Below are 26,920 nucleotides of genomic sequence, written 5' to 3'. Positions count from 1 at the left end.
ATATTCACAAGATCGAAACCTTAAGTGATATTGATCTAACTGACTTTTTGCAAATTAAATTGCAAAGATTTAATAAAGTGGCTTTTGTCTCAAAGGTAGTAATTCATGCTGAAGTGGTTTGAAAAACTTGTAGATCCCTACCCAACTAAAGGTTTAGATGAACCTTTACCAACTCGTTTTTTCCCATTTGTTTGGCAAGCTACGGAAGGCCTACGCCCTTACTTATTCTTACTTATTCTTTTTACAGCAGGTGCTGCAAGCTTTGAAGCCTTACTTTTTTCAAAGATTGGACAACTCGTAGACTGGTTAAGTAAAAGTCATCCGGAAAGCTTTTTAAGTCAGCATGCTACTGATTTACTCATTTTGATTGCAGTCTTATTTACCAATATCTTTTTTGTAAATATTCAATCTATTATCAAACATCAAATTTTATATAGCACCTTCCCAATGCGTTTGCGCTGGCGTTTCCATAATCTTTTATTGAAACAAAGCTTGGACTTTTTCCATAATGACTTTGCAGGACGACTTTCTGCGAAGGTTATGCAAACAGCATTAGCAATCCGTGAGTTCTGGATTATTTTGGGTGACATGTTGGCCTACGTCAGCATTTACTTCATTACGGTCAGCATTGTTCTTGGCGCAATTTCACCAATTTTACTTATTCCACTTTTAGTTTGGTTAAGTCTATTCTTATTAAGTGCATGGTTCTTCATCCCCCGCTTAAGTAAAGTTTCTCAACAACAAGCCGATGCTCGTGCTGTCATGACGGGCCGCGTAACAGATGCATATACCAACATCCAAACAGTAAAACTATTTGCCCATGCGGGTCGTGAAAGCCAATACGCAAAAGCATCTATGAAAGAGTTTATGACTACAGTCTATGCTCAAATGCGTTTAGGCACCCTCTTTGAGGTCAGCATCAATATGTTGTCTGCTGTTTTGTTTGTAGGTGTAATTGGTACTTCTGTTTGGCTATGGACCCAAGGTTTAGCAGCATTAGGTGTAATCGCAGCAACTACTGCAATGATTTTAAAACTTAATAGTATGGCTGAATTTATGATGTGGCATATGTCAGCCTTATTTGAAAATGTTGGAACCATTCAAGATGGTATGCAAACATTAGGTAAAAAAATCAATATTCAAGACAAACCAGATGCGAAACCACTTGCAGTGACCAAAGGTGAGATTGTATTTAAAGATGTAAGCTTTGCTTATAACAATAAAAATGTGATTGATCACTTCAACTTGCATATTAGAGCAGGCGAAAAAATAGGTATTGTGGGCCGTTCTGGCGCAGGAAAGTCGACGCTGATTCAGTTGCTTTTACATTTTTACCATCTTAAGCAAGGTGCTATTTTAATTGATGGCCAAAACATCGAAGATGTAACTCAAGATAGTCTAAGGGCTAATATTGCTTTAGTTACTCAAGATACATCTTTATTACATCGCTCAGTTGCAGAAAATATTAAATATGGTCGCCCTGATGCATCTGATGCAGACATGGAGAATGCTGTAAATAAAGCCAAAGCTGCTGAATTTATTCCGCAATTAGTTGATTTAAAAGGACGTAGTGGTTATAACGCTCAAGTAGGTGAACGTGGTGTTAAACTTTCTGGTGGTCAAAGACAGCGTATTGCCATTGCACGTGTATTCTTAAAAGATGCGCCTATTCTTATTTTAGATGAAGCAACTAGTGCATTAGACTCAGAAGTTGAAGCAGCAATCCAGTCAAGTTTAAATGACCTGATGGTTGATAAAACCGTTATTGCAATTGCACACCGTTTATCTACTATTGCACAAATGGACCGTTTAATCGTTCTTGATGAAGGTCGAATTGCTGAGCAAGGAACTCATGAAGAGTTAATTGCGCAAAATGGTATATACGCACAGTTATGGAAACGTCAAACAGGCGGTTTCCTAATTGAACAAAAAGTATTACAGGGTCAAGATTAATGCTTTATTTAGAAGATTTGAAAATTGGTGATCGCTTCATTAGCCGTGAATATGAAATTACCTTAGATGAAATCAAAAAATTCGCAAACTCCTATGACCCTCAGCCCTTCCATATAGATGAAGAACAAGCTAAACATGATCCAATTTTTCAGGGAATTGCTGCTAGCGGTTGGCATACTTCTGCAATTACTATGCGGTTATGGACGGAATGTATGCCGATTCATGGCGGCCTGATTGGTTCAGAGTCCAGCTTACGGTGGCCACGCCCTACTCGACCAGGTGATAAAATTCATGTTGAAGCAGAAATTTCAGCGATCACACCATCCAAAACAAAATTAGATCGTGGTATTGTAAGTTACGTTACGCAAGCCTTAAATCAAAATGGCGACGTATTACTTATTTCAACAACAAAAATTGTTGTCTTTAAAAAGAATGTTTAAAACATGGTTGATATGATTGTCTAACAGTTTTTATAAACTCAGATTATATTTCATGACAAGATGTGTAAGAAATGCATGTGACAAATTGATGAGAGCAATGGAACGCATATGAAAATTACCTCAGCTCGTCAAGATCAGGGTATTCCGGGAGTCTATGGCTTATTGCTATTAGATGTTGTTTCACGTTGGGGATATAACGATGAAACATTATTTGCTCCATTTCATCTTACTAGTGAACAACTGGCCGACCCTGATTATCGTATTTCTACACCTGTAGCAAATGAATTGGTTAAACACGCTCTTAATTTAACTGGTGAAACCACGTTGGGCTATCATCTTGGTACTCAAATGCGTATTTCAATTCATGGCTTCATTGGCTATGCGATTATGACAGCCAAAGATATTACAGAAGCAATTGCCCTTGCAGCACGTTTTATTCAATTACGCTTACCTTTCTTACAACTCTATTTTTCAACGTTTGGGCCCAAAGCCACCTTACAATTACAGTGTGATATCGAACTTGAACCTCTAAGAACAGAAATCGTTTTAGGCTTGACCATTGGTATCATGAGTATGGCCAAAGCGATTACGGGTATCGAAGATTTAGCTGGTGAGGTAGATTTGGATTTTCCTGAGCCAGAAGGTTTTGAAAAGTATAGAAATAAATTAAGTAGCACAATTCGATTCAATCAGCCACATTTGATCTCAAGTTTTGATAAGAAATACTTAGGAATTAAATTAGTTAATGCAGATCCTATTGCAAGTCAGGTTGCCATTAATCAATGCGAAGCTGAACTTTCCGCTTTGGGTGAGCGCCGTCGTTTAGCAATGCGTGTTCGTGATATTTTAAGTAATTCCGAACAACATTATTTAAGCATCGAAAATGTAGCCGAATGTCTACATATGTCAGATCGGACACTCAAACGTCAATTAGCCGCGGAAGGAACATCATTTTCCACGTTAGTTGATGAAGTACGCTATCGACACGCAACATCTCTGCTTTCACGTACAGATTATAGTCTTGAGCAAATTGCAGATGAACTTGGCTATTCGGACGTTGCAAATTTTAGCCGTGCTTTTAAACGCTGGAGTGGCCGCAGTCCGAGCAACTGGCGTAAAGACCCATACTTATAATGTTTAAAACTATTGGACACAAGCTTAAGGAGTTACCATGAATCATCCTTCGGAACTGAAGTATGCACGTACACATGAGTGGGTAAAGATTGAGGGTGATCTTGTTATTACAGGGATTACCGATCATGCACAAGATGAACTTGGCGATTTGGTTTACGTTGAAACTCCGGAAGTTGGGAGTAAAGTTACTGCTGGCGAACAAGCTGGTGTGGTTGAATCAGTAAAAACTGCTTCTGACATCCATGCTCCTATTTCAGGCACTGTAGTAGAAGTAAATACTGACCTTGAAGATGATCCTGACTTTGTAAATGAAGACCCATATGGTAAAGGCTGGATTTATAAAATTAAACCAGACAACATTGCAGATGTTGAAAAACTTTTAACAAATTCAGAATATGAAGCTGGCTTATAAAAGATAGGCATCGCTTTCAATATTTGATAAAACCAGTTTAGTTTTAAACTGGTTTTTTATTATCTATTTAAAATTAGCTTTCCGAATAGGTGAATTCTATGACAAAACTTGTTGTATTTTCAGGTGCGGGCATGAGTGCCGAAAGTGGAATCAGCACTTTTCGTGACAGTAATGGCTTATGGGAAAATTACGACATCCAACAAGTTGCCACACCTAAGGCATGGCAAAAGAACCCTGTTCTAGTTCAACGCTTTTATAATGAGCGTCGTAAAAATATTTTAGAGGCTAAACCTAACGAAGCTCATCAATATATTGCCAAACTACAAGACTACTTTGACGTACAAGTGATTACTCAAAATATTGATGATTTACATGAACGGGCTGGAAGTTCCAACGTTTTACATTTACATGGAAATATTCGTTTGGCGAAAAGCTCTGGCCCGAATGCACAATTTACAACACAGTTTTACGATATTAACGGATGGAAGCTAGATTTAGAACAAGACTTTTGCCCAGATGGCTATCCCCTGCGACCACATGTAGTCTGGTTTGGTGAAGCTGTACCAGCTTATGATGAAGCAATTCAATTAGTACAAAGTGCAGATATTTTTATTGTGATCGGCTCGACATTAAGCGTATATCCAGTTGCGGCTTTAGTTCATGAAATTTCAGATCAATGTAAAGCCTATTATATAGATCTAAATGCGGATCATCTGCGTGTTCCTCACCGATATGAATTATTAAAGATGTCAGCGACTCAAGGAATGCATAAACTTTTTGAAAATTTAATCGGCTAATTGCTATTTTTAGACACTAAATAAGCCCAACGTACATAAAAAAAATTATTAATTGAACAAAAAATTGTCGATTTTTTTAACTTTATTCTAAATTTCTATAATTTTTTTTTGACCAATAGCCTATTTATAACTCAATATCGATTTAGTTTTTTTCAGAATGGTGTTTTTTTTCTGAAAAAATTTAAAAAAATAAATATTAAAAAATTATAAGTTAATGATTAATATTATAATTTTACATCTATAAAATCAATTTATTTCAAGTTACACAATGATACAAAAGTACAATATAAAAATAACAGTGCAAAAAAAATCTTTTGTGGTTGAATCTCAACCTCTTGGATGCCGTACAAGAAAACAGCGACCTGGATTAGGTTACAATCACGGATTATGGATATAAGGACACACATCCATTATGAGTTATTTTGATCCCACCCTCATCATGTTTATGGTGTACATCGTAGCAATGGTTCTTATCGGCTTATTTGCCTACCGTGCTACAAGCGACTTCTCAGATTATATTCTCGGTGGTCGTAGTTTAGGCAGTTTCGTAACTGCATTATCCGCAGGCGCATCAGACATGAGTGGTTGGCTGCTCATGGGTTTACCAGGCGCGATTTATCTTTCTGGTTTATCTGAAGCGTGGATTGCAATTGGTCTTATTATCGGTGCTTGGCTTAACTGGCTACTGGTTGCTGGTCGATTACGCGTTCATACTGAAGTCCAAAATAATGCACTCACGTTGCCAGATTATTTTACAAGTCGTTTTGACGATCAGAAAAAAGTACTTCGTATTTTCTCTGCCGTTATCATCTTGGTTTTCTTTGCAATTTATTGTGCTTCAGGCATGGTAGCAGGCGCCCGCTTATTTGAAAATTTATTCGGAATGTCATACACCACTGCTATTTGGCTCAGCGCAATTGCAACCATCAGTTATGTTTGTATTGGTGGATTCTTAGCGATTAGCTGGACAGATACATTCCAAGCTGGCCTAATGATTTTTGCTTTGTTATTAACACCAATCGTAACTTATCTTGCAATTGGCGATACAACACAATTTGTGACACTCATTGAAACTGCTCGTCCACATGCATTTAATATTATTTCAGATTTAAGTGTAGTGGCTGTTTTATCTTCCATGGCATGGGGTTTGGGTTACTTTGGTCAACCACATATCCTTGTACGTTTCATGGCTGCTGACTCTGTAAAATCAATTCCTGCTGCGCGCCGTATTGGTATGACTTGGATGATCTTGTGTTTAGCTGGTGCAGTCGGTGCTGGTTTCTTCGGTATTGCTTACTTTGAGCAACACCCTGAACTAGCAGCAGTTGTAAGCAAAAACCCTGAAACAGTATTTATGGAATTGACTAAAATCTTATTCAATCCATGGATTGTAGGTATCATCTTAGCTGCGATTTTAGCTGCTGTAATGAGTACATTGAGCTGCCAGCTTTTGGTATGTTCAAGTGCGTTAACCGAAGATTTGTACAAAGGCTTCATTCGTAAGAATGCATCTCAAAAAGAACTTGTATGGGTTGGCCGTATCATGGTTCTTGCGATTGCTGTTCTTGCAATTGCTCTTGCTGGTAATCCAGACAGTAAAGTTCTTGGTCTTGTTGCTTATGCATGGGCTGGTTTCGGCGCTGCATTTGGTCCGCTTATCATCTTATCATTGTTCTGGAAACGTATGAATTTACAGGGTGCTCTAGCGGGTATGATCGTTGGTGCAGTTGTAGTGATTGGCTGGAAAAATCTTTTCGCAGACACTGGTGTTTACGAAATCATTCCAGGCTTTATCCTTGCATTTATCAGCATCATTGTAGTGAGTCTCTTAACTAAAGCGCCAAATACGACAGTAACTGGCCGCTTTGAAAAAGCAGATGAACTCTACAAAGAAAGTGTATAAGTTATTGAAATAAATCAAAGGGGCTTCGGCCCCTTTATTTATTTTTAGTTTTGATTTTAATTTTTGAAGTATCTTTTACAACTTGCATGACAGGATAACTACGAGTCTCTTTTACCCCTGGTAATTGCCACAGTACCTGCCCCGCAATTCGTCTAAACTCTTCCATGCTGCCACTTCGTAATTTAATTAAAAAATCAAACCCACCACTCACCATATGGCACTCAACAATTTCAGGATAGTGAACCACAGCATCAATAAACTCATCTAAAACATTGGGGGTAGTCTTATCTAATAGCACCTCTACGAACACCAAAAAATTTGCGTTTAATTTGATTGGATTCAATTTCGCTTCATATCCCAAAATGAAATCATCCTTTGTCAACTTCTGCACTCGGGCCATCACTGCTGTTGGCGACAAGTTAACAAGTTCCGCCAATTTACTATTAGAAATTCGCCCATCTGTTTGAAGAATATCCAAAATTTTTAAATCAGTGCGGTCAAGGCTTAAAATTGGGCCATTCATCTGAATTTTCCTCTAAAAAATGGGCTAAATATAGTGAGTTATTCGGTGTTTCTTCTGTAATGATAAATTATCTAAACCTCTCTACTCAAGATGAGTTTACGAGAGCTGGTTGGCGGAAACAGATATGAACACAATGGATACTTTTCATCAAATGGATAAATCTCACCAAGGCTATATCACCGAATTTAACGATAAAAGTGAGTTTGAACAACGCATTAATACAGCTTGGCGACGTGCTGAACCAGAAGCTGTAGAAGAGCTATTACAAGCTGCTGCGGTATCTGATGATTTAGATCATAAAATTTATGACCTAGCTTTTAATCTTGCTAATAATTTACGTGAACGCAAGACCTCTTCGGGTAAAGCAGGTATTGTTCAAGGGTTATTACAAGAATTCTCTCTTTCTTCACAAGAAGGCGTGGCGCTCATGTGTCTTGCCGAAGCTTTGCTTCGTATTCCAGACTCAGCAACACGTGATTTGCTTATTCGAGATAAGATCAATCAAGGTAACTGGAAAGAACACGTTGGCCAAAGCAGCTTAATGTTTGTAAATGCTGCGGCATGGGGCCTCATGTTAACTGGTAAGCTTATGGAAACCCCTAAGCAAACCAGTCTTTCAAGTGTACTTACTGGCCTTTTAGCACGCAGTGGACGTGGCATCATTCGTAAAGCTGTTGACGTTGCAATGCGTATGATGGGTGAACAGTTTGTGACTGGTGAAACCATTGAAGAAGCTGTAGATCATGCGAAAGTACTCGAAGACAAAGGTTTCCGCTATTCTTACGATATGTTAGGTGAAGCAGCTTTAACCGAACATGATGCTGAACGCTACTTTAACGATTACACACAAGCCATTCATGCAATTGGTAAAGCATCTAATGGTAAAGGCGTTTATGATGGCCCAGGTATTTCAATTAAGCTTTCTGCTTTACACCCTCGTTATCAACGCGCACAAATTGAACGTGTTCATCAAGAACTTTACGGCAAAGTATTTGAACTCGCTCGTTTGGCTAAAAAGTACAATATTGGCTTAAATATCGATGCTGAAGAATCAGAACGTTTAGAAATTTCTCTTGAGTTACTAGAACGTCTTTGCTTCGAGCCAGAACTTGCAAACTGGAAAGGTATTGGCTTCGTTATTCAAGCTTATCAAAAACGCTGTTTCTTCGTGGTTGATTATATTATTGACCTTGCTAAACGCAGCCAGAAGCGTCTCATGATTCGTCTTGTGAAAGGTGCATATTGGGATAGCGAAATTAAGAAAGCGCAAATCGAAGGTATGGATGACTACCCTGTCTTTACCCGTAAAGTACATACAGACTTATCTTATATCGCGTGTGCAAAAAAATTACTTGCAGCACCTGAGTTCATCTATCCCCAATTTGCAACTCATAATGCTCAAACATTGGCAACGATCTATCATTTAGCTGATCCAAGCAAATATTATGCTGGTCAATATGAATTCCAATGCTTACATGGTATGGGCGAACCGCTTTATGAACAAGTTGTTGGTCCACGTGAGCAAAATAAATTAGGCGTACCATGCCGTATTTATGCACCCGTTGGCAACCATGAAACGTTGTTAGCTTATTTAGTACGTCGTTTACTCGAAAATGGTGCGAATACTTCATTCGTTAACCGTATTGCCGATAAGACACTTAAAGTTGAAGACCTTATCCAGTCTCCAATTTACGATATTCGTCATGCAGCTAAGCTTGAAGGTTCAGTTGGCTTAAAACATCCATCTATTCCTCTACCTTTAGATATGTACGGAACACTTCGTAAAAACTCTAAAGGTTATGATTTAGCAAACGACACTCCACTTGCAGCTTTAGATCGTACAGCTCAAGAATTACGTAATCGTATTTGGCAAAGTCATCCATTATTGGCAAATAACGAGTCGTTAGAGCAAGGTCATTCTGTTGCAATTACAAACCCAGCACAAAATGATGAAATTGTTGGTTATGTGCAAGAAGCTGATCTTAAGCATGTTGAAATTGCGCTTAATGCAGCTGAACAAGCTCAATCAGAATGGTCAAATACGCCTAAAGAACAGCGTGCTCAACACTTAAAACGTGCAGCTGACATAATGGAAAGCCGCATTCAAGAATTGATGGTTTTGCTTTGCCGTGAAAGTGGGAAAACTTATGCCAATGCGATTGCAGAAGTTCGTGAAGCTGTAGATTTCTTACGTTATTACGCAACTCAAGTTGAGAATCTTCCCGCAAATACAGCTATTCAGCCTTTAGGTACTGTACTTTGTATTAGCCCGTGGAACTTCCCTCTTGCAATTTTCTCTGGCCAAATTGCTGCAGCATTAGTCAGTGGTAACTGCGTTATTGCTAAACCTGCTGAACAAACCCCATTAATCGCAGCTCAAGCAGTTCAGATTTTATGGGAAGCTGGTATTCCACATGGTGCTGTACAGCTACTTCCTGGCCGCGGTGAAACAGTAGGTGCTCAGCTTAGCCAAGATAGCCGTATTGATGGCATCATGTTTACTGGCTCGACTGAAGTTGCAAAAATTTTACAGAAGACCGTTGCAAAACGTTTATCTGAAAATGGTCAATCTATTCCGCTCATTGCAGAGACTGGCGGTCAAAATGCAATGATTGTTGACTCATCTGCTTTAACTGAACAAGTTGTATTAGATGTTGTAAGTTCTGCTTTTGATAGCGCGGGTCAACGTTGCTCTGCTTTACGTATTTTATGTGTGCAAGAAGACAGCGCTGCAACCGTTATTAAAATGCTTAAAGGTGCAATGCAACAGTTAATTGTAGGTAACCCTGCAATTTTAAAAACTGACATTGGTCCTGTTATTGATGACGAAGCAAAACAGACGATTGATCAACACATCCAAAAAATGAAGTCGAAAGGCTATCCAGTACATCAGTTGATGTTTGGTTCAACAAGCCAGAATGAACTAGATAAAGGAACCTTTGTTGTACCAACAGCAATTGAACTCCCTAATCTTGATGACTTGCAGCGCGAAGTTTTTGGTCCAGTTCTACACATCATTACCTATAAGTATGGTGAGCTTGAGCAATTGATCTCACGTATTAATGCCAAAGGTTATGGTTTAACAATGGGTCTGCATACCCGTATTGATGAAACCATCCAAACGGTCATTCAACATGCTGAAGTTGGTAACCTTTATATCAACCGTAATATTGTTGGTGCTGTCGTTGGTGTACAACCATTCGGTGGTGAAGGTCTATCTGGTACAGGCCCGAAAGCTGGTGGTCCGCTTTATATGTACCGCTTAATGCAGCAGTGTTCAAACAAAGTATTGGCAACACCATTTGCTATGAAGAATGAGCAAACTACTTTTGAAGGCTTTAACCGAGAGATTTATCAGAGCTTACAAAATTGGGCGAAACAACATTTACCACAAGCAAATCGTGAAATTGAACCATTTGGTGTTGGTAAATTCTATGAGTTACAAGGTCCTACTGGGGAAAGTAACCAATATATTATTTTGCCACGTCATCGTGTTCTTTCTATCGCTGATACAGAACAAAATCAGTTGCATCAGTTGCTCGCAATTTTTGCAGTGGGTAGCCAAGCGGCCGTAATGCCAAATAGTCCGTTATTGGCAAAATACAAACAAACATTGCCAAAAGATGTGCTTGCAGCAATTACTACTGTTAAAAAAATCACATCAGATGATTTTGATGCAGTTTTACACCATGGTAACCGTGAAGAAATCTTCTCATTACAACAAGAAGTTGCTACGCGTTCTGGCGCAATTGTTGGTATTACTCACATTGAGCCGAATGAAACTATTCCACTTGAGCGTTTAGTGATTGAACGTGCAATTAGTGTGAATACAGCTGCAGCTGGTGGTAACGCAAGCTTAATGACAATGACTGATTAATATATAACTTTCTAAAAAGCCCAAATCTCAGTATTTGGGCTTTTTTATTTAACAAAGTAATCTATTCTTAAATATATAGATTTTATAAATTCGAGATTTTAATAATGGTCTTTTTAGAACCAGAACAATATCAACAAAGATGCGCTCAGCTTTTTAATTCATATCAAAAAGACATTTCCACACTTCTACCATTTGCCAAAATTGAGCATATTGGTTCATCCGCTATACCGAATGCAATTTCAAAAGGTGATTTAGATATTTATATTGAAGTTATGCCTGAACAATTTGAATTCGCAATAGAACAATTAAAAACACTTAACTTTATCGAAAAACAAAATACATTAAGAACACATGAGCTTTGTATGCTCGAATCACTCAACAATGATGATGTAGCATTTCAAATTGTAGTATCTGGTTCAATATTCACTTTTTTCTTAGCCTTTAAAAATAAGCTTATAAACTCACCCACGCTGGTTAATGAATATAATGAATTAAAATTACAGTGTAGCCATTTAGACCCCGATCAATATAGAACAATAAAATCAGATTTTATTAATCGTGTTTTAAATTAGCTCTAGTTTAGGTACCTGCTTTCTCTTATGAATATCTGGTTAAAATTGGCTCCTGTAAGTTCAATTTTTTTGATACCATTCACTATTTGATTCTGTCTAAATTTTCTTTGTCTATGACCTCTTCTTATCGTCAACAACTTCAAGCTAAAATTGAACGCATTACTACTCAATTTTCTGAATTTACACCACCTACATTAGAAGTGTTTGAATCACCTGAACAACATTTCCGTATGCGTGCTGAATTTCGTATCTGGCATACGGAAAATGATATGTTCTATGCCATGTTTGAGCGTAACGATGACGACAAGCAAAAAACCGTTGTACGCATTGATGAGTTTCCAATTGCAGATCAAAGCATCAATGATTTAATGCCAAAACTTTTGGAAGAACTTAAGGCTGAGTCTAAGCTTTCTAATCGTTTATTTGAAGCTGACTTCCTCGCAACACTTAGCGGAGAAATGTTGGTTACCCTAATTTATCACCGTAAACTGGATCAAGAATGGGAACAAGCCGCTAAAGCGCTTGCCGATAAATTAGATATTAAGATTATGGGCCGTAGTCGTGGCCAGAAAATTGTTATTGGCGATGATTTCGTTGTTGAAGAATTCGAACTTTTAAATCGTTCATTTAAATACAAGCAAATTGAAAGTAGCTTTACTCAACCTAATGCACAAGTTTGCAAAAAAATGCTGCAATGGGCATGTGACGCAGCTGAAGGATCAAAGAAACACTTGTTAGAACTTTATTGTGGTAATGGTAATTTTACACTTCCACTCTCTTTAAAGTTCGAACGAGTATTGGCTACCGAGCTTGCAAAATCATCTGTTTATGCAGCTCAATGGAACATAGAACAAAACCAAATTGATAATATTCAAGTAGCACGTTTATCGGCTGAAGAGTTTACTCAAGCCTATCAAGGTGAGCGTGAATTCCGCCGACTACAAGAAGCGAATATTGATATTCAGAGCTATGACTTTGATACCGTATTTGTAGATCCGCCGCGTGCAGGAATTGATGATGAGACTTTAAAACTTCTACAAGGTTTTGAACGTATTATCTACATTTCATGTAACCCTGACACGCTATATGAAAATTTAAAAACTCTCAGTCAAACTCATCGAGTGACTAAATTCGCCTTATTTGATCAGTTCCCTTATACGCATCATGTCGAGTCTGGTGTTTTACTTGAGAAGATTTAAACAAAATCTTTCATTGTAAAGTTTAAAATAAGGAGGCTACATACCTCCTTATTTTTTAACGTTTTATTAGTTAAGTATTTAAATTTTCAAAAAATATCAAGTCATCTATTCGTCATAATTTCGTTTAACTCAAGCATTCCCATCGAAAATTTTCGAGTTCAATTGGTGGATTTATCACTTATGGAGTCTTGTATTTTATTTTAAATTGGCTATATTTCGAGCTATGTTAGGTTGTATATGAAGGCTCTATGAGTTTTTGGCAAAAGCTGTTCTTGGCAGATCAACAGCATAACGAGCATAAAAACCAAACTGCTTGTGTTGAAAATGACTGCTCATGTAAAACTAATGAACAACTTCTAAGTGCACTTGCACAAGCAACAGATGAAGATGTCATTAAGGGAATTAAAAAAGTTCTTATTTCCCGTGGTTATAGCCGAAAAGAGTTAAATGAACTCACTCAAAAACCGTCTATTCATTAATTAAAAAGCCAGTCTCGTACTGGCTTTTTTATATTTCACTTTACTGCACAATTGGACTCGTCTACCCAACCGACTATTGGTCCCATTTGAAATTGCTGATCGTTCCGATTGTTCTTTTGCATATATAAACTAGAAATAGAACCATCGAGATATAAAGCCTGCTCTACTTTAAGGTTCCTTTGAAAAAACTCGGCAAAATTATAGAAATTCACCCTATTTTTCGATATTACAAAGTAAAGTTTATTATCTCGAATACCAACTCCATTACGAATTTTCTTTGATTGAGAGTCCGTTACAAAAAGAGAGTTTATCTTTCCATCAATAATTAACATCGGGCCTGATTGAGTTGCATAGTCAACTTTCAAGTTTTTTTGGCTATATTGCTGTGTAGTTAAAACAAAGGCCTGTTTTTTGTTCCAAGCCAATACACCATTCGGTTGTAAAAAGAAATTTCCAAACCCTTTATTCTTATTTATAGGATGGATCACCTTAGCTCGTTCAATATACAACCCTACTGGAGAAAACCCTAAATGAAACATGCCTGCATTCATTGCAAAGCTAAGTTGCTCACATTGTTTTAATTGTTCCTGAATAGTGTTAAAGCTTTTATAGTATTGTTGATTGTGAGGATTTTTTAAAAATAAGCGCAATGCTTTAAAATCGCTGATCGAGACCACATCGTATTGATCACCTTCCACCGTTTTAACCTGCTGATGTGCTATAGCATATGCAGACTGAAACAAAAGCCCATAAAAAGCTAAGCACCCGACAACCCATTTCATTGAATAACACCTGACATGACATTTATCCTTCATATTAAGTAACTAAATTATATACAAGAAATATAAATAGATTGGATATGCATCAAACTCATTCATTCGACGTAATCAATACACTCCAAATTGCTGATATTGGTTATAATCTTTAGCAGCTTTTCAATAAAAGCCATTTACACTTTATTGGATCAGCGTAAGCATGCAACAACCGAATAAACGCTACCCTTTAGGGGCTCACCTCATCGTAAAGCATCTCGGCTATAGCCATCATGGTATATATGCAGGGAGAGGTCGAGTTATTCATTATTCCGGCTTAGCTCATTTCATCAAAAAACGCCCGATTGAAATCACTTCAATAGATGCTTTCTCACATGGCAAAAAAATACACGTCCGTTCTTATGACAAACCTCGTTATAAAGGAAAGATTGTCGTTCGCCGAATGCGTTCACGTATGCATGAAAACCACTATCATTTGATTATTAATAACTGTGAACATCTATGTAGTTGGGCAATTACCGGCATTGAAAGTAGCACTCAAGTTGAACGTATGATGCATCGCTTAACGACTATTGGCTATGTAAGCTCAATCATGAGCTATATGAATGGTATGATGTTGACCGTTGCAACTACATGTTTTGCTCTGGTTCTTTATATTAAAAAGAAACTACGTGATCAAGCAAAAAGAAAAGTTCCTACTTACCAGTTCTTAAGAGAAAAATCTCAGAAAAGAAATATCGATCCTTCAGCGCCTTTAGTATTTATAGATCCAGATAAAAAAGAATCTATTTAGATAACCATTATATTTTTTTGTTTGATATAAATTAATCATTCAAATGCAAACAACGTTAATTCTATTTATATATTTAATTTCATTCTTGACCCTAGAGTTACTCCATAGTTTTAAATAAGATTACTTTCGAATGAGACTTTAATAAATGGAAAACTATATAAAAGAGACCGAACTCTTAAATTTTAATCATCAGTCGATAAAAAATTTAATTAGTGAAAAGAATTGGAATTATTTAAGTGATGTGAACAAAGTCAAAAGCATCTATAACTATGTTAGAGATGAAATCGAATTTGGGTACAACGCAAGCGATTCTATCAAAGCCTCGACTGTTTTAAGTGATGGTTATGGCCAATGTAATACAAAAGCCACCTTACTCATGACCCTGTTAAGAGCTGTTGGAATTCCGAATCGTATACATGGTTTCACTATTGATAAAGAATTACAAAAAGGTGCTATCGATGGCATCTGGTATAAATTATCACCTCAAAATATTTTACATAGTTGGGTAGAGGTTAATTTAAATAATAATTGGTATATTTTAGAGGGAGTGATTCTAGATAAACTATACTTAAAACAATTGCAAAGGTTAAATCAAACACAGACTAAAACCTTTTGTGGATTTGGTGTTTTTACCGATAATTTTGCTAACCCTCCTATCGAATGGGACCTTAACAATACTTTTATTCAGGATAAAGGAATAAATCAAGATTTCGGTGTCTTTGATAGTCCCGATGATTTTTACGCAAAGTATCAACAACAGGTTAGCTGGTTTAAAAAAGCAATCTTTAAATATTTTGCTAGATACTTAATAAATAGAAATGTACAAAAAATTAGAATGAAAAAGAAAAAATAGAAACGATATATAAAGATATAAAAGATTATGAACTAGGCTGCACATCTAAAATTTTAGATGTGCAGCCCTAAACTTACAAGTCCTTACTAGCCGCTGATTTATATAACTTTCATAAGCTCTTTAAGACTTTTAAGTTTGCTTATTTTTTATCAACTTTTGCTTCAGTCGTAATGTTTACAGTGATCTTATCACCAACGTTCGGCACATAACTTCCTAAACCAAAGTCAGAACGCTTGAATGAAGTTGTAGCATTAAAACCAATCGCTGGAACTTTAGCCATTGGGTGCTCGCCTTGCTTGTTTAAAACAGCATCAAGTACAACTGGCTTAGTTACGCCTTTAACAGTTAAATCACCAGTAATTTTAAAGTGCTTTTTGTCTTTGGTTTCAACTTTAGTACTTTTAAACGTAATATTTGGATATTTAGCAGCATTAAACCAAGCTTCTTCTTGGAACTCTTTATCTAAAGCAGGTACGTTTGTATTTACACTGCTTAAAGGAATAGTCACATTTACAGATGAGTTTGCTGGTTTAGCATTATCAACTTTAATTACACCTTGGATATCCGAGAAGTTAGCGCTTGGTGTAGAGAAACCAAAGTGATTCCATGAGAAAACAGTAGCTGTATGTGTTGGGTCAATTTTGTAGTCGACTGGTGCAGCTAAAGTAACTGAACTAGCCAATGCTACTGCCAAACCAAAGCTTAATGTTTTAAGATGCATTTTTCGTATCCTTTATTGATATAGTCGTTAGTGTATACATCAAGTAATTTAATTCACTATTCTTTATAAAACGATATGTTTCATCCATGCAACAATAAAAGCGTTACAGTTGTTATTCAAAAACCATATTATAAAGTATAGATATTCTTCTATTCGAAGCTTCAGATTTATTAATTTTTATTATGATTTTATTGATGAATAACAAGGTAAAACATGGTTAATACAGCCCAAGCACAAAGTACTTCTACCCCATATCGAGTAACTCTCACCGACCCTTCAGGTCATCAATGGTTTGCAGATGAACCGACTGATAAAGGTGGACAAGATACAGCTCCGAACCCAGTTCAGCTTTTATTAGCCGCTTTAGGGGCTTGCACTACAATTACATTAGAAATGTATGCGAATCTTAAAGGTATTAAGCTTGATCATGTTCAAGTGGATTTAGCATTAAACCCAAATGGCGAACCTGAAAAAGGCCAAAATAATATTGAACGAAAAATTACACTCAAAGGTGAATTTACTGAAGATCAGCATAAGCGATTACTAAAAGTTGCAGAGAATTGCCCTATTCATAAGTTATTAACCTCTCAGATTAATATCCAAACAGAACTCACTATTTAACTTCTCAAATAAAAAAGCGCTCTATCTAGAGCGCTTTTTTACACTACTTTAATATTTAAGCAGTTAATTCTTTTACGGCTGCAACAACAGCTTCAGTCGTAATACCAAAGAATTGGAACAAATCTTTTGCTGGTGCTGACTCACCATAAGTTGTCATACCAATTACTTTGCCATCAAGTCCAACGAACTTCCACCAATAGTCAACATGAGCCGCTTCAACAGCAACACGCGCACGGATATGAGCTGGCAATACTGCTTCACGGTATGCGGCATCTTGCTTCATAAATTCTTCTGCACATGGCATAGAAACTACACGCACACCTTCAAGTTGTGCATAAGCTTCCATTGCTAAAGAAATTTCTGAACCAGTTGCAATAATAATCGCTTTTAATTCGCCTTTTTCTTGAGCAAGTACATAACCGCCTTTTGCAGCGTTTTGAATTTGCTCTTCAGAACGTGTTTGGAACGGCAAGTTTTGACGAGAGAAAATAAGTGCTGTAGGGCCATCTTTGCGTTCTAAAGCAGATTTCCAAGCAATTGCAGTTTCTACAGTATCCGCAGGGCGCCATGTATTTAAGTTAGGTGTACCACGTAATGAAGCAATTTGTTCAATCGGTTGGTGAGTTGGACCATCTTCACCCAGACCGATTGAGTCATGTGTATAAACATGAATTACACGTTGTTTCATTAATGCAGACATACGTACTGCATTACGTGCATATTCCATAAACATTAAGAATGTTGCAACGTAAGGAACGAAACCACCATGTAATGCAACACCATTAGCGATCGCAGTCATACCAAATTCACGTACGCCATAGTAGACATAGTTACCAGCTGGGTTTTCTTGAACACCTTGGCAACCTTTCCAAAGTGTTAAGTTAGAACCTGCTAAATCAGCAGAACCACCTAACAATTCAGGTAATAAAGGACCAAATGCTTGTAATGTATTTTGGCTTGCTTTACGAGTTGCGATTGTCTCGCCTTTCGCATTTGTTTCACGAATAAAAGCATCTGCTTGCGCTGCAAATTCTGCTGGTAAGTCACCACTGATACGACGAAGTAACTCAGCCGCTTCAGTTGGATATTTTGCTTGATATTGTGCAAATACCGCATTCCAAGCTGCTTCAGATTCACTACCTTTTGCTTTTGCATCCCATGCAGCATATACATCAGCAGGAATAACAAATGCTTCTTCGTTCCAGCCTAATGCTTCACGAGTTAAAGTAATTTCATCTTTACCTAATGGCGCACCATGACAGTCTTCTTTACCCTGCTTATTCGGTGAACCTAAACCAATAATCGTTTTACACATAATGATTGTTGGTTTCTGAGTTTCAGCTTTTGCTTCGATTGTCGCTTGACGAATCGCATCAGCATCATGACCATCTACACGAAGAACTTGCCAACCATAGGCTTTGAAACGCTCTTCTGTATCGTCGCTGAACCAGCCTTCTACTTCACCATCAATTGAAATGCCATTATCATCATAATAAGCAATCAATTTACCAAGTTGTAATGTGCCAGCTAAAGAACATACTTCGTGAGAAATACCTTCCATTAAACAGCCATCACCTAAGAAACAGTAAGTGAAATGGTCAACAACTTTTAAATCATCTTTATTAAATTGAGCAGCCAATGTTTTTTCTGCTAAAGCAAAACCAACAGCATTAGCAATACCTTGACCTAAAGGACCAGTTGTCGTCTCTACACCCGGTGCATAGCCATATTCAGGATGACCAGGAGTTCTAGAATGCAATTGACGGAACTGTTTTAAATCTTCAATTGAAAGATCATAACCTGTTAAATGAAGCAAAGCATATTGCAACATTGAGCCATGGCCATTTGATAAAACGAAACGGTCACGGTTTGCCCATTGTGGATTTGTTGGGTTGTGATTTAAAAACTCACGCCAGACGACGTCAGCAATATCTGCCATCCCCATTGGAGCACCTGGATGCCCTGAGTTTGCTTGTTGCACAGCATCCATTGCCAATACACGAATTGCATTTGCAATACGACGTTCGTTTAAAGGGGTCGTCATAGATCAGAATCCAATTTTAATAGATTGATGAAAAGAAGAAGATGAATAACCATTCAATGCCGCTATATTGTCTTAAAAAAAAGGCTTAGGGTAAACCCCAACACGGTATATTTCTTTATTTTTAACCGTTTCTTGGTTACACAAAAAACATTTGAATCTTTAAGTTATACAAAACAGTGTTCATTTTTCTGCACAACAACCAAATGTAAGAACATTTATCTGGTTAGCTTTTGATATATAAATAAAATATTTAGTCGATCTTGTACGCGTTGATCATGTTTCTTTACTTTAAAATTCAAATTCTGCTATTTAAGATTTTTATTAATTTATATGTTTAAAAAACACACTAGTAACAAGTTGTTAAAATATAAATACTTTAAATTAAAGCTTTCTATATCAATTTTGCTAATACACTTATCAATTAAAACACACTATAAATGAAATAAATTCATGCTTTTTAGTCAGTATGAACTGGTCCTCAAGCTCAAGTCGATGTAACATATTATGTCTTTTGAAATAACCAAGATAGGACTTTCATGCGCGAGTACGCTGTTTTTACCTCGGAATCTGTAAGCGAAGGTCATCCCGATAAAATGGCCGACCAAATTAGCGACGCTATTTTGGATGCAATCTTAAAAGAAGACCCATACGCACGTGTTGCTTGTGAAACACTGGTAAAAACAGGCGCTGTTGTACTTGCAGGTGAAGTCACAACGACTGCTAATATTGATGTTGAAGCTGTTGTTCGTAATACTGTTAACGGTATTGGTTATCACCACTCTGATCTTGGCTTTGATGGATCAACGTGTGCTGTAATCAATATGATTGGTAAACAATCACCTGAAATTGCTCAAGGTGTAGACCGTCAAAAACCAGAAGATCAAGGTGCTGGTGACCAAGGCCTAATGTTCGGTTATGCAAGCCGTGAAACAGACGTGCTTATGCCTGCGCCGATTTCTTATGCTCACCGCTTAATGGAGCGTCAAGCTGAACTTCGCCGTTCTGGTGCCCTGCCATGGTTACGCCCAGATGCAAAAAGCCAAGTTACTTTTGCCTATGAAAATGGCAAGCCTGTACGTCTAGATGCTGTTGTTTTATCTACTCAGCACGATCCTGAAATTTCTCAAAGCCAGCTTAAAGAAGCAGTTATTGAAGAAATTATTAAACCGATCATTCCTGCTGAAATGTTCCATGCAGCTACTAAGTTCCACATTAACCCAACAGGTATGTTCGTTATTGGCGGTCCTGTAGGTGACTGTGGTTTAACAGGTCGTAAAATTATTGTTGATACATACGGCGGTATGGCCCGTCACGGCGGTGGTGCTTTCTCTGGTAAAGATCCATCTAAAGTTGACCGTTCTGCTGCTTATGCTGGTCGTTATGTTGCAAAAAATATTGTAGCTGCTGGTCTTGCTGACAAATGTGAAATTCAAGTGAGTTATGCAATTGGTGTAGCAGAACCTACTTCGATTTCAATTAATACCTTTGGTACAGCAAAAGTTTCTGATGAGTTGATTATTCAACTTGTACGTGATCATTTCGATTTAAGACCGTTTGGTATTACTCGTATGTTGGATCTTCTTCAACCAATGTACAAACAAACCGCGGCTTATGGTCATTTTGGTCGCGAAGGTTCAGATTCTGCATTTACTTGGGAAAAAACTGATAAAGTTGATGCCCTTAAAGATGCTGCTGGCCTCTAAAATAAAATCGTAAAAAAGCCCGCCATTGAGCGGGCTTTTTTATTTATAGTTCAAATTTTATGGTATGTAGGGTTTAATCTTCTAGCAATCATCCTTGACGCCATATCTTTTGTAGCTGTAATCAAAATCTATTGTCTTGTCGTTTTATCATCCTGATTTAATACATCCAGTAAAGTTGACTGCGTTGGAGTATCTTGATGGTTCTGGATATAAATATGGACAACTTTAAATACAACGACAACAGCTAGACAAGCCATCACACAAAACATCCATAAGCCATACGGGCTTCGAATATGTTGTGAACCACAATATGGACATGATTTATCAGTCGATGCCACAACTTTGTCGCAACACGCACAATGGTATTGATATAGCATAGGTAACCCTCCTTCCCTCATTTCAACCGTTGTTGTTTTAATAGGTTTGCTACATTTTTTAATTTATACATCCTTTATATTTATCCTATGTGAAATGAATAGATAATTCAATCTGGATGAACAATTGAGTCAATTAAAAAATATTAATTAAAAACATATTTATAAGTTAAATATTATTTTTATAGGACTATTTTTCTTATTTTGATATTTTGCCAAATTTGTTAAAATAAGCGAATAATCTCACATTTTAGGCAAATGCATGTCACATACAAAGCTCATTAATAAAGGTGGGTTTCGCGAACGAGCCAACCGAAGCCGAGGTTATCAACAATCTGAAAATAAGCAAACAGCCTTAGCTTCAAACAAATACCAACCTCAAACAAAACAACAAGAAAGCCCAACTGAATTGGCTCAAACAGATTCTGCTGTGACTGAATCTCTAACTAAATAATTTGTATCTTCTTAAAATAAAAAAGGCCTAAACTTTGGAGGTTTAGGCCTGTAGATAAGGTATTTATTAATCCTTATTTTTATGTTCAATTTTCTTATGATCTGGAGTGACTTCTCGCGCTTCTCCGTCAATAATACTTGAATCACGGTATTGACCTTGACTGCCCCCACCTTGTTGATTCTGCATATCTTGCATTTGGCGCATTAGATCAGCAAATGGATTTTGCCCACCCATATTACTGCCCATACCCCCCATCATTTTATCCATCATAGCTTGTTGGCGTTTTGCAAGAGTTCTCATGGCTATATTACGGAAAGCAGTTTGAACACCAGGGATCAAAATTAAAACTGCTAACACATCAGAAACAAGGCCTGGCAACATTAATAAGAAACCTGCAAAAGCATAAGCAAGTTTTTTAGTTACTGTTGGGTCATTACCGAGTTGGCCAGTCATCTGCATTTGCTGTAATTGAGGCATAATACCAGCAGTACTTCTGCGAATAAGCCCCAAACCAATAAAGAAAGCAAGAATGAACCAAAAGAACACATACCATCCACTGATGAACTGTGCTACGCCAATCCATACGGCAATTTCAACAATCGCGCCCAGAACTACAATAAGAAGTAAATTCATGTAAAACTTTATCTATCTCAAAAAGAAAATTCATTGCAGTTTATTTGCCCCAACCCTATCGAAACAGCCAGAGTCTGCAATACTAGAGTACATTTGATTTTAACTCGATAAAAACAAACATGCTTTATTATTAATGAGTGCTGTATCAAGTTTATCAAGTGCGACTTCAATTAGATTTTAATTTTTTTACTCTAGTTAAACGAAAAGTCCTTCAAGAAAGCAGTTTTTTAGTCTAGTTGAAAACTTAGGTTCTTAGAAAAATTGGATATATTCCTTTATTTATATAGTTGTTTTATAAAATTTAAAAAAGTAGTGCATAGATATAGAATTTCCTAAATAACTTACATTTTCTCTATCTAAAAGTACCTCTATTCAAGTTAAATTAAAGAATAATTCTTTTAAACCCACATAAACTCATGACTAAAAAAGCTCTTTTCTTTGCCATTGGTACGATGTTTTTGTCGGCATGTTCTTTTAATACCGTACAACAACATCAAATACAGTCAATTTCTACCAATAAAAACTCAGAGAAAATTAAATCATTGTTTGATCAAGCACAAACTGAAGGTGTTTTAGTTATAAAACGTGGGCAAACAGAGGAAATCTATGGCAATGATCTTAAAAGATCATCAACCGAATATGTTCCCGCCTCTACCTTTAAAATGTTAAATGCTTTGATTGGACTTGAGCATCATAAAGCAACACCAACTGAAGTGTTTAAATGGGATGGGCAAAAGCGTTTGTTTCCTGATTGGGAAAAGGACATGACTCTAGGCGATGCGATGAAAGCTTCTGCTATTCCAGTTTATCAGGAACTAGCTCGACGAATTGGCCTTGATCTTATGTCTAAAGAGGTAAAACGCATTGGTTTCGGTAATGCTGATATTGGTTCAAAAGTAGATGATTTTTGGCTTGTTGGTCCACTTAAAATTACACCTCAACAAGAAGCCCAGTTTGCTTATGAACTAGCCCATAAAACTCTTCCTTTTAGCAAGAATGTGCAAGAACAAGTTCAATCTATGCTGTTCATAGAAGAAAAAAATGGACGGAAAATTTATGCCAAAAGTGGTTGGGGATGGGATGTGGAGCCTCAAGTGGGCTGGTTAACAGGCTGGGTCGTTCAACCTCAAGGAAAAATTGTAGCGTTCTCACTCAATTTAGAAATGAAAAAAGGCATACCTAGTTCTATTCGAAAAGAAATTGCTTATAAGGGATTAGAGCAGCTAGGTATTTTATAATTTGAACTTTATAGCCCAGCTTATATTCATCCTTATAAACTGGGTTATTTTAAAACTTGAAATTTGAAAACCTTATTATTTATCCGTCAACTGGCGTATGCGGTGTATTTAAATTTAACTGATAGAAAGCAGCATCTAACCATTGGCCAAACTTAAAACCGACTTGCTTAAAAGTACCTGCATGAATAAAGCCCATTTTTTCATGTAAACCGATACTTGCTTGGTTGGTTGCATCAATACAGCCTATCAATACATGTAAGTCTGCCTCTTGAGCACGCTTAATCAATTCTTGCATTAAAATTTTGCTTAATCCGCCGCCACGATGTTCATGATGAATATAAATACTATGTTCGACCGTATATTTATAGGCAGGAAAAGCTCTAAAAGTTCCCCAACTTGCAAAACCTAATAACTTGTTTGTCTCATCTACAATACCAATGACAGGAAAACCATTTTCCCTTTTAACCCCGAACCAATTTTTCATTGAGTCTTCAGAGCGCGGCAAATAGTCATACAAAGCAGTAGAATTGATAATTGCTTCATTCAAAATATCTAATATAGCCTTTGCATGTGTAGCTTCATGACAATCGATTAAACGTAAATTTGGATTAAGATTTTTAATCATGAAGATTCCTTAAGAATAGAGACGAGCTCATTACATACAACTAAAATATATCGAGCAGCTTTAGAAGAAGGATTGCTATATATGATCGGTTGATCTAATTGCATCGCCAAACAATCCCCCTCTTGTAAAGCATAAAAGTTTTCACCCAATTGAATATCAATTTGCCCCTCTATCACCCAAATTTGCTGTAATACAACTTTAGAATTCGTACTTGTTTCATAAGTAACTCGTGACAGAGCTGGAAATTCAATTTCAACGATTTGAAATGGAGATTTCCAATTTGGTGGCGAAACTTGACGGCGAATATATCCCGTTTCTGGATCTTTCCATTCTGCTTGTTGAGTACGCCGTACCATAGGTTGAGGCGATTGAGTATTCTGGGGGGAATCAAATAGCTGAGTCAAAGGCACCCCTAAACCATTTGCTAGCTTTTCAAGAACAACAGCTGTAGGGCTCGCTTCTCCTCTTTCAATGAGTGAAATTGCAGAACGGCTTACCTGACATCGACTAGCAAGAATATCTAGGGTATATCCACGCGCTAGACGTATTTCACGCACTTGCTGCGCAATGCGGATATTAATATCTTCCATCTACCGATAAACTTTAATTCCAAAATTATAGATAAGTATTCCATTAAAATAGAATTACATCAAATGATTTTAAAGATATAAATTGGTTCGATAAAAAACCGAAAAATAACCATTCATCGCAGCATTCTTTAAATTACGCATGCAGAACCTTTTTGGCTATGTAACAATACTCTCTAAACTATTTATATAAGTCTTCACATGGCATTGATTATTGGTATTGATCCGGGTTCACGCTTAACAGGTTATGGAATCATTGAAAAAGATGGTAGTAAACTACGTTTTGTTGATGCCGGTACAATCCGAACAGAAACTCAAGAAATGCCAGAACGCTTAAAACGTATTTTTGCTGGCGTTGAGCGAATTGTGAAATTCCATGGTCCAACTGAAGCTGCGGTTGAGCAAGTCTTTATGGCTCAAAACCCAGACTCTGCCTTAAAACTAGGACAAGCCCGTGGTGCTGCCATAGCCGCATTAGTGAATTTAGATTTACAAGTTGCAGAATATACTGCCCGTCAAATTAAACAGTCTGTGGTTGGTTATGGCGCTGCCGATAAAGAACAAGTCCAAATGATGGTGATGCGATTACTTAATTTGACGATTAAGCCTCAATCCGATGCAGCCGATGCCCTTGCTGCTGCCATTTGCCATGCTCATGCATCGGGAAGCATGAGCAAACTGTCTGTTTTAAATGCTTTAGGTGGTATGGCACGTGGGCGAAGTCGTTCTAGCAGTCGCAGACGTTAAAAATTTATTGATTTACGACTTGAATAATTGCCTGATTCATCTCAAAAGCCTGCAAGCCACGCATACCATTTTTAGCTAAAAGGTCTCCTGCTTGTGCATGAAGGGTAACAATCTCATGTAACGCAATATCTTGGTGGAATTGGGCTTTCAAGCTTGCAAGCATTCCTGCTAACACATCTCCCATTCCACCCGTTCCCATACCAGCATTACCTTGCGTACAGATATACAAATTATCTTCTAAAATTAAGCTACCCGCTCCTTTAAGCACCCAATGGCCTGCATATTTTTGTTGTAAGGCATAAATTGCAGCAATTCGGTCATTTTCAATTTGCGCTGTAGAGCAACCAAGTAAAGTAGCAGCTTCTCCAGGATGAGGTGTGGCATAAATATGTGTATTTAATTTTTCAGGCTGTTTAACCAGAAACCATAAAGCATCTGCATCTAAAACAACTTCTAGGCGTGTACTCTGATTTAACAAATTAAACCATTGTTGGTAAATCTGCTTTGCCCAATCGTCACGGCCTAATCCCATTCCAAAGCAGATTGCATCGACCTGAGATAGAATCTCTTTAATATTGTTTTCATCTAAAGCATTAATATCACGAAGCATAATATTAGGTGCCCGCGACAAAATGGCCTGATGGTGGTTGCGATGACAAACCACTGTCACTTTGCCTGCACCCGCATGAAAAGCAGCTTCAGCAGCCATAATAACTGCACCGCCCATTTGCTCATGTCCACCCACCACTAAAACATGCCCATAACTTCCCTTATGGCCAAATGCCATACGCTGAGGAAGTCTAATATTTGTGGGTGACAAATAAGCTAAGGGTTTCAACTCGTAGTCTATAGGAATTAAATTAATTAAATGAACTTGTCCTGCGTACTCTTTACCTTGCCCTGTAAATAGTCCTGCTTTAAGACCTAAAACAGTAAAGGTATGATCAGTTCTTACTGAACAGGGTAAGACTTGTCCTGTATTTGCTTGTAAGCCACTCGGTATATCAATCGAAATTTTTAGGCCCACTTGTTCATTAAACTTTCGAATTACTTGTTGCCAACCTATATTTAATTCTCGGTTTAAACCTATGCCAAATAAACCATCAATATGACAATCAAATGTTCTTTTAATATCAAAATTTGAGTGAATTGGGACTTTTATTTCTCTAGCAAATTGCGCTGCACAATGTAAATCGGTTGACTCACCCAATTGAGCTGCAAAGATTTCAACATTAAATCCTGCTTGTTTAAGGTAACTTGCTATAAAGTAACCATCACCTGCGTTATTGCCTTGTCCGCACCAAATAGCAATATTCTTTATAGCCTGCTCGTTAAAAAGCTCAATAAGTTGCTGGGCAATTGACCAAGCCGCTTGCTGCATTAAACCTAATGAGGAGTTTTGCGCAGCAAACCAGCGCCGCTCCCATGCTCGAATATCATCGCTATGGTAAACTACCGCCTGCAT

The 26,920-nt window shown here is 37.3% G+C and carries 26 protein-coding genes; 17 read left to right on the top strand and 9 right to left on the bottom strand.

Annotated features, from left to right (window positions below):
• Positions 1 to 105 precede the first annotated feature (105 nt).
• The 6 genes from JGE69_RS04270 (at position 106) to putP (ending at position 6,639) form a co-directional block, all read left to right on the top strand.
• Positions 106 to 1,953, top strand: coding sequence for an ABC transporter ATP-binding protein (locus JGE69_RS04270; protein ID WP_032007259.1), 1,848 nt, complete (start codon positions 106 to 108; stop codon positions 1,951 to 1,953).
• On the top strand, positions 1,953 to 2,393 hold the full coding sequence (locus JGE69_RS04265) for a MaoC family dehydratase (RefSeq protein ID WP_017482285.1): 441 nt from the start codon (positions 1,953 to 1,955) through the stop codon (positions 2,391 to 2,393). The genes JGE69_RS04270 and JGE69_RS04265 overlap by 1 nt, the downstream gene beginning before the upstream one ends.
• 108 nt (positions 2,394 to 2,501) lie before the next feature.
• Positions 2,502 to 3,527: an AraC family transcriptional regulator gene (locus tag JGE69_RS04260; protein ID WP_032007260.1), complete on the top strand. Its 1,026-nt coding sequence runs from the start codon at positions 2,502 to 2,504 to the stop codon at positions 3,525 to 3,527.
• Positions 3,528 to 3,564: 37 nt separating this feature from the next.
• Positions 3,565 to 3,939: a glycine cleavage system protein GcvH gene (gcvH, locus tag JGE69_RS04255; RefSeq protein ID WP_199112417.1), complete on the top strand. Its 375-nt coding sequence runs from the start codon at positions 3,565 to 3,567 to the stop codon at positions 3,937 to 3,939.
• An 89-nt stretch (positions 3,940 to 4,028) separates the two neighbouring features.
• A complete protein-coding gene (locus tag JGE69_RS04250; RefSeq protein ID WP_199112415.1) occupies positions 4,029 to 4,736 on the top strand; it encodes an SIR2 family NAD-dependent protein deacylase in 708 nt (235 codons plus the stop codon).
• Between the two features lie 412 nt (positions 4,737 to 5,148).
• Positions 5,149 to 6,639, top strand: coding sequence for a sodium/proline symporter PutP (putP, locus tag JGE69_RS04245; RefSeq protein WP_068566128.1), 1,491 nt, complete (start codon positions 5,149 to 5,151; stop codon positions 6,637 to 6,639).
• A 34-nt stretch (positions 6,640 to 6,673) separates the two neighbouring features.
• Here putP and JGE69_RS04240 read toward each other — a convergent pair whose 3' ends face one another.
• A complete protein-coding gene (locus tag JGE69_RS04240; RefSeq protein ID WP_017386809.1) occupies positions 6,674 to 7,162 on the bottom strand; it encodes an Lrp/AsnC ligand binding domain-containing protein in 489 nt (162 codons plus the stop codon).
• Positions 7,163 to 7,286: 124 nt separating this feature from the next.
• Here JGE69_RS04240 and putA point away from each other — a divergent pair, with 124 nt between their 5' ends.
• The 4 genes from putA to JGE69_RS04220 all read left to right on the top strand — a co-directional run bounded on the left by putA (position 7,287) and on the right by JGE69_RS04220 (position 13,289).
• Positions 7,287 to 11,039, top strand: a complete 3,753-nt coding sequence (gene putA / locus JGE69_RS04235) for a trifunctional transcriptional regulator/proline dehydrogenase/L-glutamate gamma-semialdehyde dehydrogenase (protein ID WP_199112414.1) — start codon at positions 7,287 to 7,289, stop codon at positions 11,037 to 11,039.
• A gap of 104 nt (positions 11,040 to 11,143) precedes the next feature.
• Positions 11,144 to 11,611 (top strand): GrpB family protein, encoded by a 468-nt coding sequence (locus JGE69_RS04230; RefSeq protein ID WP_199112410.1) that lies wholly within the window; start codon positions 11,144 to 11,146, stop codon positions 11,609 to 11,611.
• Positions 11,612 to 11,724: 113 nt separating this feature from the next.
• Positions 11,725 to 12,810: a tRNA (uridine(54)-C5)-methyltransferase TrmA gene (trmA, locus tag JGE69_RS04225; protein ID WP_199112408.1), complete on the top strand. Its 1,086-nt coding sequence runs from the start codon at positions 11,725 to 11,727 to the stop codon at positions 12,808 to 12,810.
• Positions 12,811 to 13,058: 248 nt separating this feature from the next.
• Positions 13,059 to 13,289 carry a hypothetical protein gene (locus JGE69_RS04220; RefSeq protein WP_000011679.1) on the top strand — a complete coding sequence of 77 codons (231 nt, stop codon included), beginning with the start codon at positions 13,059 to 13,061 and terminating at the stop codon, positions 13,287 to 13,289.
• Positions 13,290 to 13,324: 35 nt separating this feature from the next.
• Here the strand turns inward: JGE69_RS04220 and JGE69_RS04215 are convergent, their stop codons facing one another.
• Positions 13,325 to 14,071, bottom strand: a complete 747-nt coding sequence (locus tag JGE69_RS04215; protein ID WP_199112406.1) for a phosphodiester glycosidase family protein — start codon at positions 14,069 to 14,071, stop codon at positions 13,325 to 13,327.
• Positions 14,072 to 14,264: 193 nt separating this feature from the next.
• On the opposite strand from JGE69_RS04215, the gene JGE69_RS04210 reads away from it, so the two are divergent.
• Together JGE69_RS04210 and JGE69_RS04205 are read left to right on the top strand one after the other, a co-directional pair.
• Positions 14,265 to 14,855 carry a lecithin retinol acyltransferase family protein gene (locus tag JGE69_RS04210; RefSeq protein WP_068566108.1) on the top strand — a complete coding sequence of 197 codons (591 nt, stop codon included), beginning with the start codon at positions 14,265 to 14,267 and terminating at the stop codon, positions 14,853 to 14,855.
• Between the two features lie 145 nt (positions 14,856 to 15,000).
• A complete protein-coding gene (locus tag JGE69_RS04205; protein WP_068566105.1) occupies positions 15,001 to 15,708 on the top strand; it encodes a transglutaminase-like domain-containing protein in 708 nt (235 codons plus the stop codon).
• A 139-nt stretch (positions 15,709 to 15,847) separates the two neighbouring features.
• Here the strand turns inward: JGE69_RS04205 and JGE69_RS04200 are convergent, their stop codons facing one another.
• A complete protein-coding gene (locus JGE69_RS04200) occupies positions 15,848 to 16,429 on the bottom strand; it encodes a YceI family protein (protein ID WP_068566101.1) in 582 nt (193 codons plus the stop codon).
• A gap of 213 nt (positions 16,430 to 16,642) precedes the next feature.
• Between JGE69_RS04200 and JGE69_RS04195 the strand changes: the two genes are divergently transcribed.
• Entirely contained in the window at positions 16,643 to 17,050 is a 408-nt protein-coding gene (locus JGE69_RS04195; RefSeq protein WP_032057041.1) for an OsmC family protein, read from the top strand.
• A 55-nt stretch (positions 17,051 to 17,105) separates the two neighbouring features.
• On the opposite strand, the gene tkt is transcribed toward JGE69_RS04195, so the two are convergent.
• Positions 17,106 to 19,094 carry a transketolase gene (tkt, locus tag JGE69_RS04190; protein ID WP_005076314.1) on the bottom strand — a complete coding sequence of 663 codons (1,989 nt, stop codon included), beginning with the start codon at positions 19,092 to 19,094 and terminating at the stop codon, positions 17,106 to 17,108.
• Between the two features lie 536 nt (positions 19,095 to 19,630).
• Between tkt and metK the strand changes: the two genes are divergently transcribed.
• Positions 19,631 to 20,797 carry a methionine adenosyltransferase gene (metK, locus tag JGE69_RS04185; protein WP_005069601.1) on the top strand — a complete coding sequence of 389 codons (1,167 nt, stop codon included), beginning with the start codon at positions 19,631 to 19,633 and terminating at the stop codon, positions 20,795 to 20,797.
• Positions 20,798 to 20,925: 128 nt separating this feature from the next.
• On the opposite strand, the gene JGE69_RS04180 is transcribed toward metK, so the two are convergent.
• Positions 20,926 to 21,174 (bottom strand): hypothetical protein, encoded by a 249-nt coding sequence (locus JGE69_RS04180; RefSeq protein WP_002121448.1) that lies wholly within the window; start codon positions 21,172 to 21,174, stop codon positions 20,926 to 20,928.
• A gap of 259 nt (positions 21,175 to 21,433) precedes the next feature.
• On the opposite strand from JGE69_RS04180, the gene JGE69_RS04175 reads away from it, so the two are divergent.
• Positions 21,434 to 21,625, top strand: coding sequence for a hypothetical protein (locus JGE69_RS04175; protein ID WP_199112404.1), 192 nt, complete (start codon positions 21,434 to 21,436; stop codon positions 21,623 to 21,625).
• Positions 21,626 to 21,691: 66 nt separating this feature from the next.
• Here JGE69_RS04175 and JGE69_RS04170 read toward each other — a convergent pair whose 3' ends face one another.
• Positions 21,692 to 22,258, bottom strand: a complete 567-nt coding sequence (locus JGE69_RS04170; protein ID WP_014206565.1) for an FxsA family protein — start codon at positions 22,256 to 22,258, stop codon at positions 21,692 to 21,694.
• 416 nt (positions 22,259 to 22,674) lie between these two features.
• On the opposite strand from JGE69_RS04170, the gene JGE69_RS04165 reads away from it, so the two are divergent.
• Positions 22,675 to 23,496: an OXA-213 family carbapenem-hydrolyzing class D beta-lactamase OXA-506 gene (locus JGE69_RS04165; protein ID WP_032007272.1), complete on the top strand. Its 822-nt coding sequence runs from the start codon at positions 22,675 to 22,677 to the stop codon at positions 23,494 to 23,496.
• A 79-nt stretch (positions 23,497 to 23,575) separates the two neighbouring features.
• On the opposite strand, the gene JGE69_RS04160 is transcribed toward JGE69_RS04165, so the two are convergent.
• Entirely contained in the window at positions 23,576 to 24,121 is a 546-nt protein-coding gene (locus JGE69_RS04160; protein ID WP_002121393.1) for a GNAT family N-acetyltransferase, read from the bottom strand.
• A complete protein-coding gene (locus tag JGE69_RS04155; protein WP_033849818.1) occupies positions 24,118 to 24,711 on the bottom strand; it encodes a helix-turn-helix domain-containing protein in 594 nt (197 codons plus the stop codon). The genes JGE69_RS04160 and JGE69_RS04155 overlap by 4 nt, the downstream gene beginning before the upstream one ends.
• A gap of 198 nt (positions 24,712 to 24,909) precedes the next feature.
• Here JGE69_RS04155 and ruvC point away from each other — a divergent pair, with 198 nt between their 5' ends.
• Positions 24,910 to 25,455: a crossover junction endodeoxyribonuclease RuvC gene (gene ruvC, locus JGE69_RS04150; protein WP_002121356.1), complete on the top strand. Its 546-nt coding sequence runs from the start codon at positions 24,910 to 24,912 to the stop codon at positions 25,453 to 25,455.
• 4 nt (positions 25,456 to 25,459) lie between these two features.
• Here ruvC and JGE69_RS04145 read toward each other — a convergent pair whose 3' ends face one another.
• Complete coding sequence (locus JGE69_RS04145) at positions 25,460 to 26,920, bottom strand: NAD(P)H-hydrate dehydratase (protein ID WP_199112402.1); 1,461 nt, start codon at positions 26,918 to 26,920, stop codon at positions 25,460 to 25,462.

Source organism: Acinetobacter sp. C13, from assembly GCF_016809775.1.
Lineage (GTDB): Bacteria > Pseudomonadota > Gammaproteobacteria > Pseudomonadales > Moraxellaceae > Acinetobacter > Acinetobacter pittii.
This window is presented reverse-complemented; position numbering and strand designations above follow the sequence as displayed.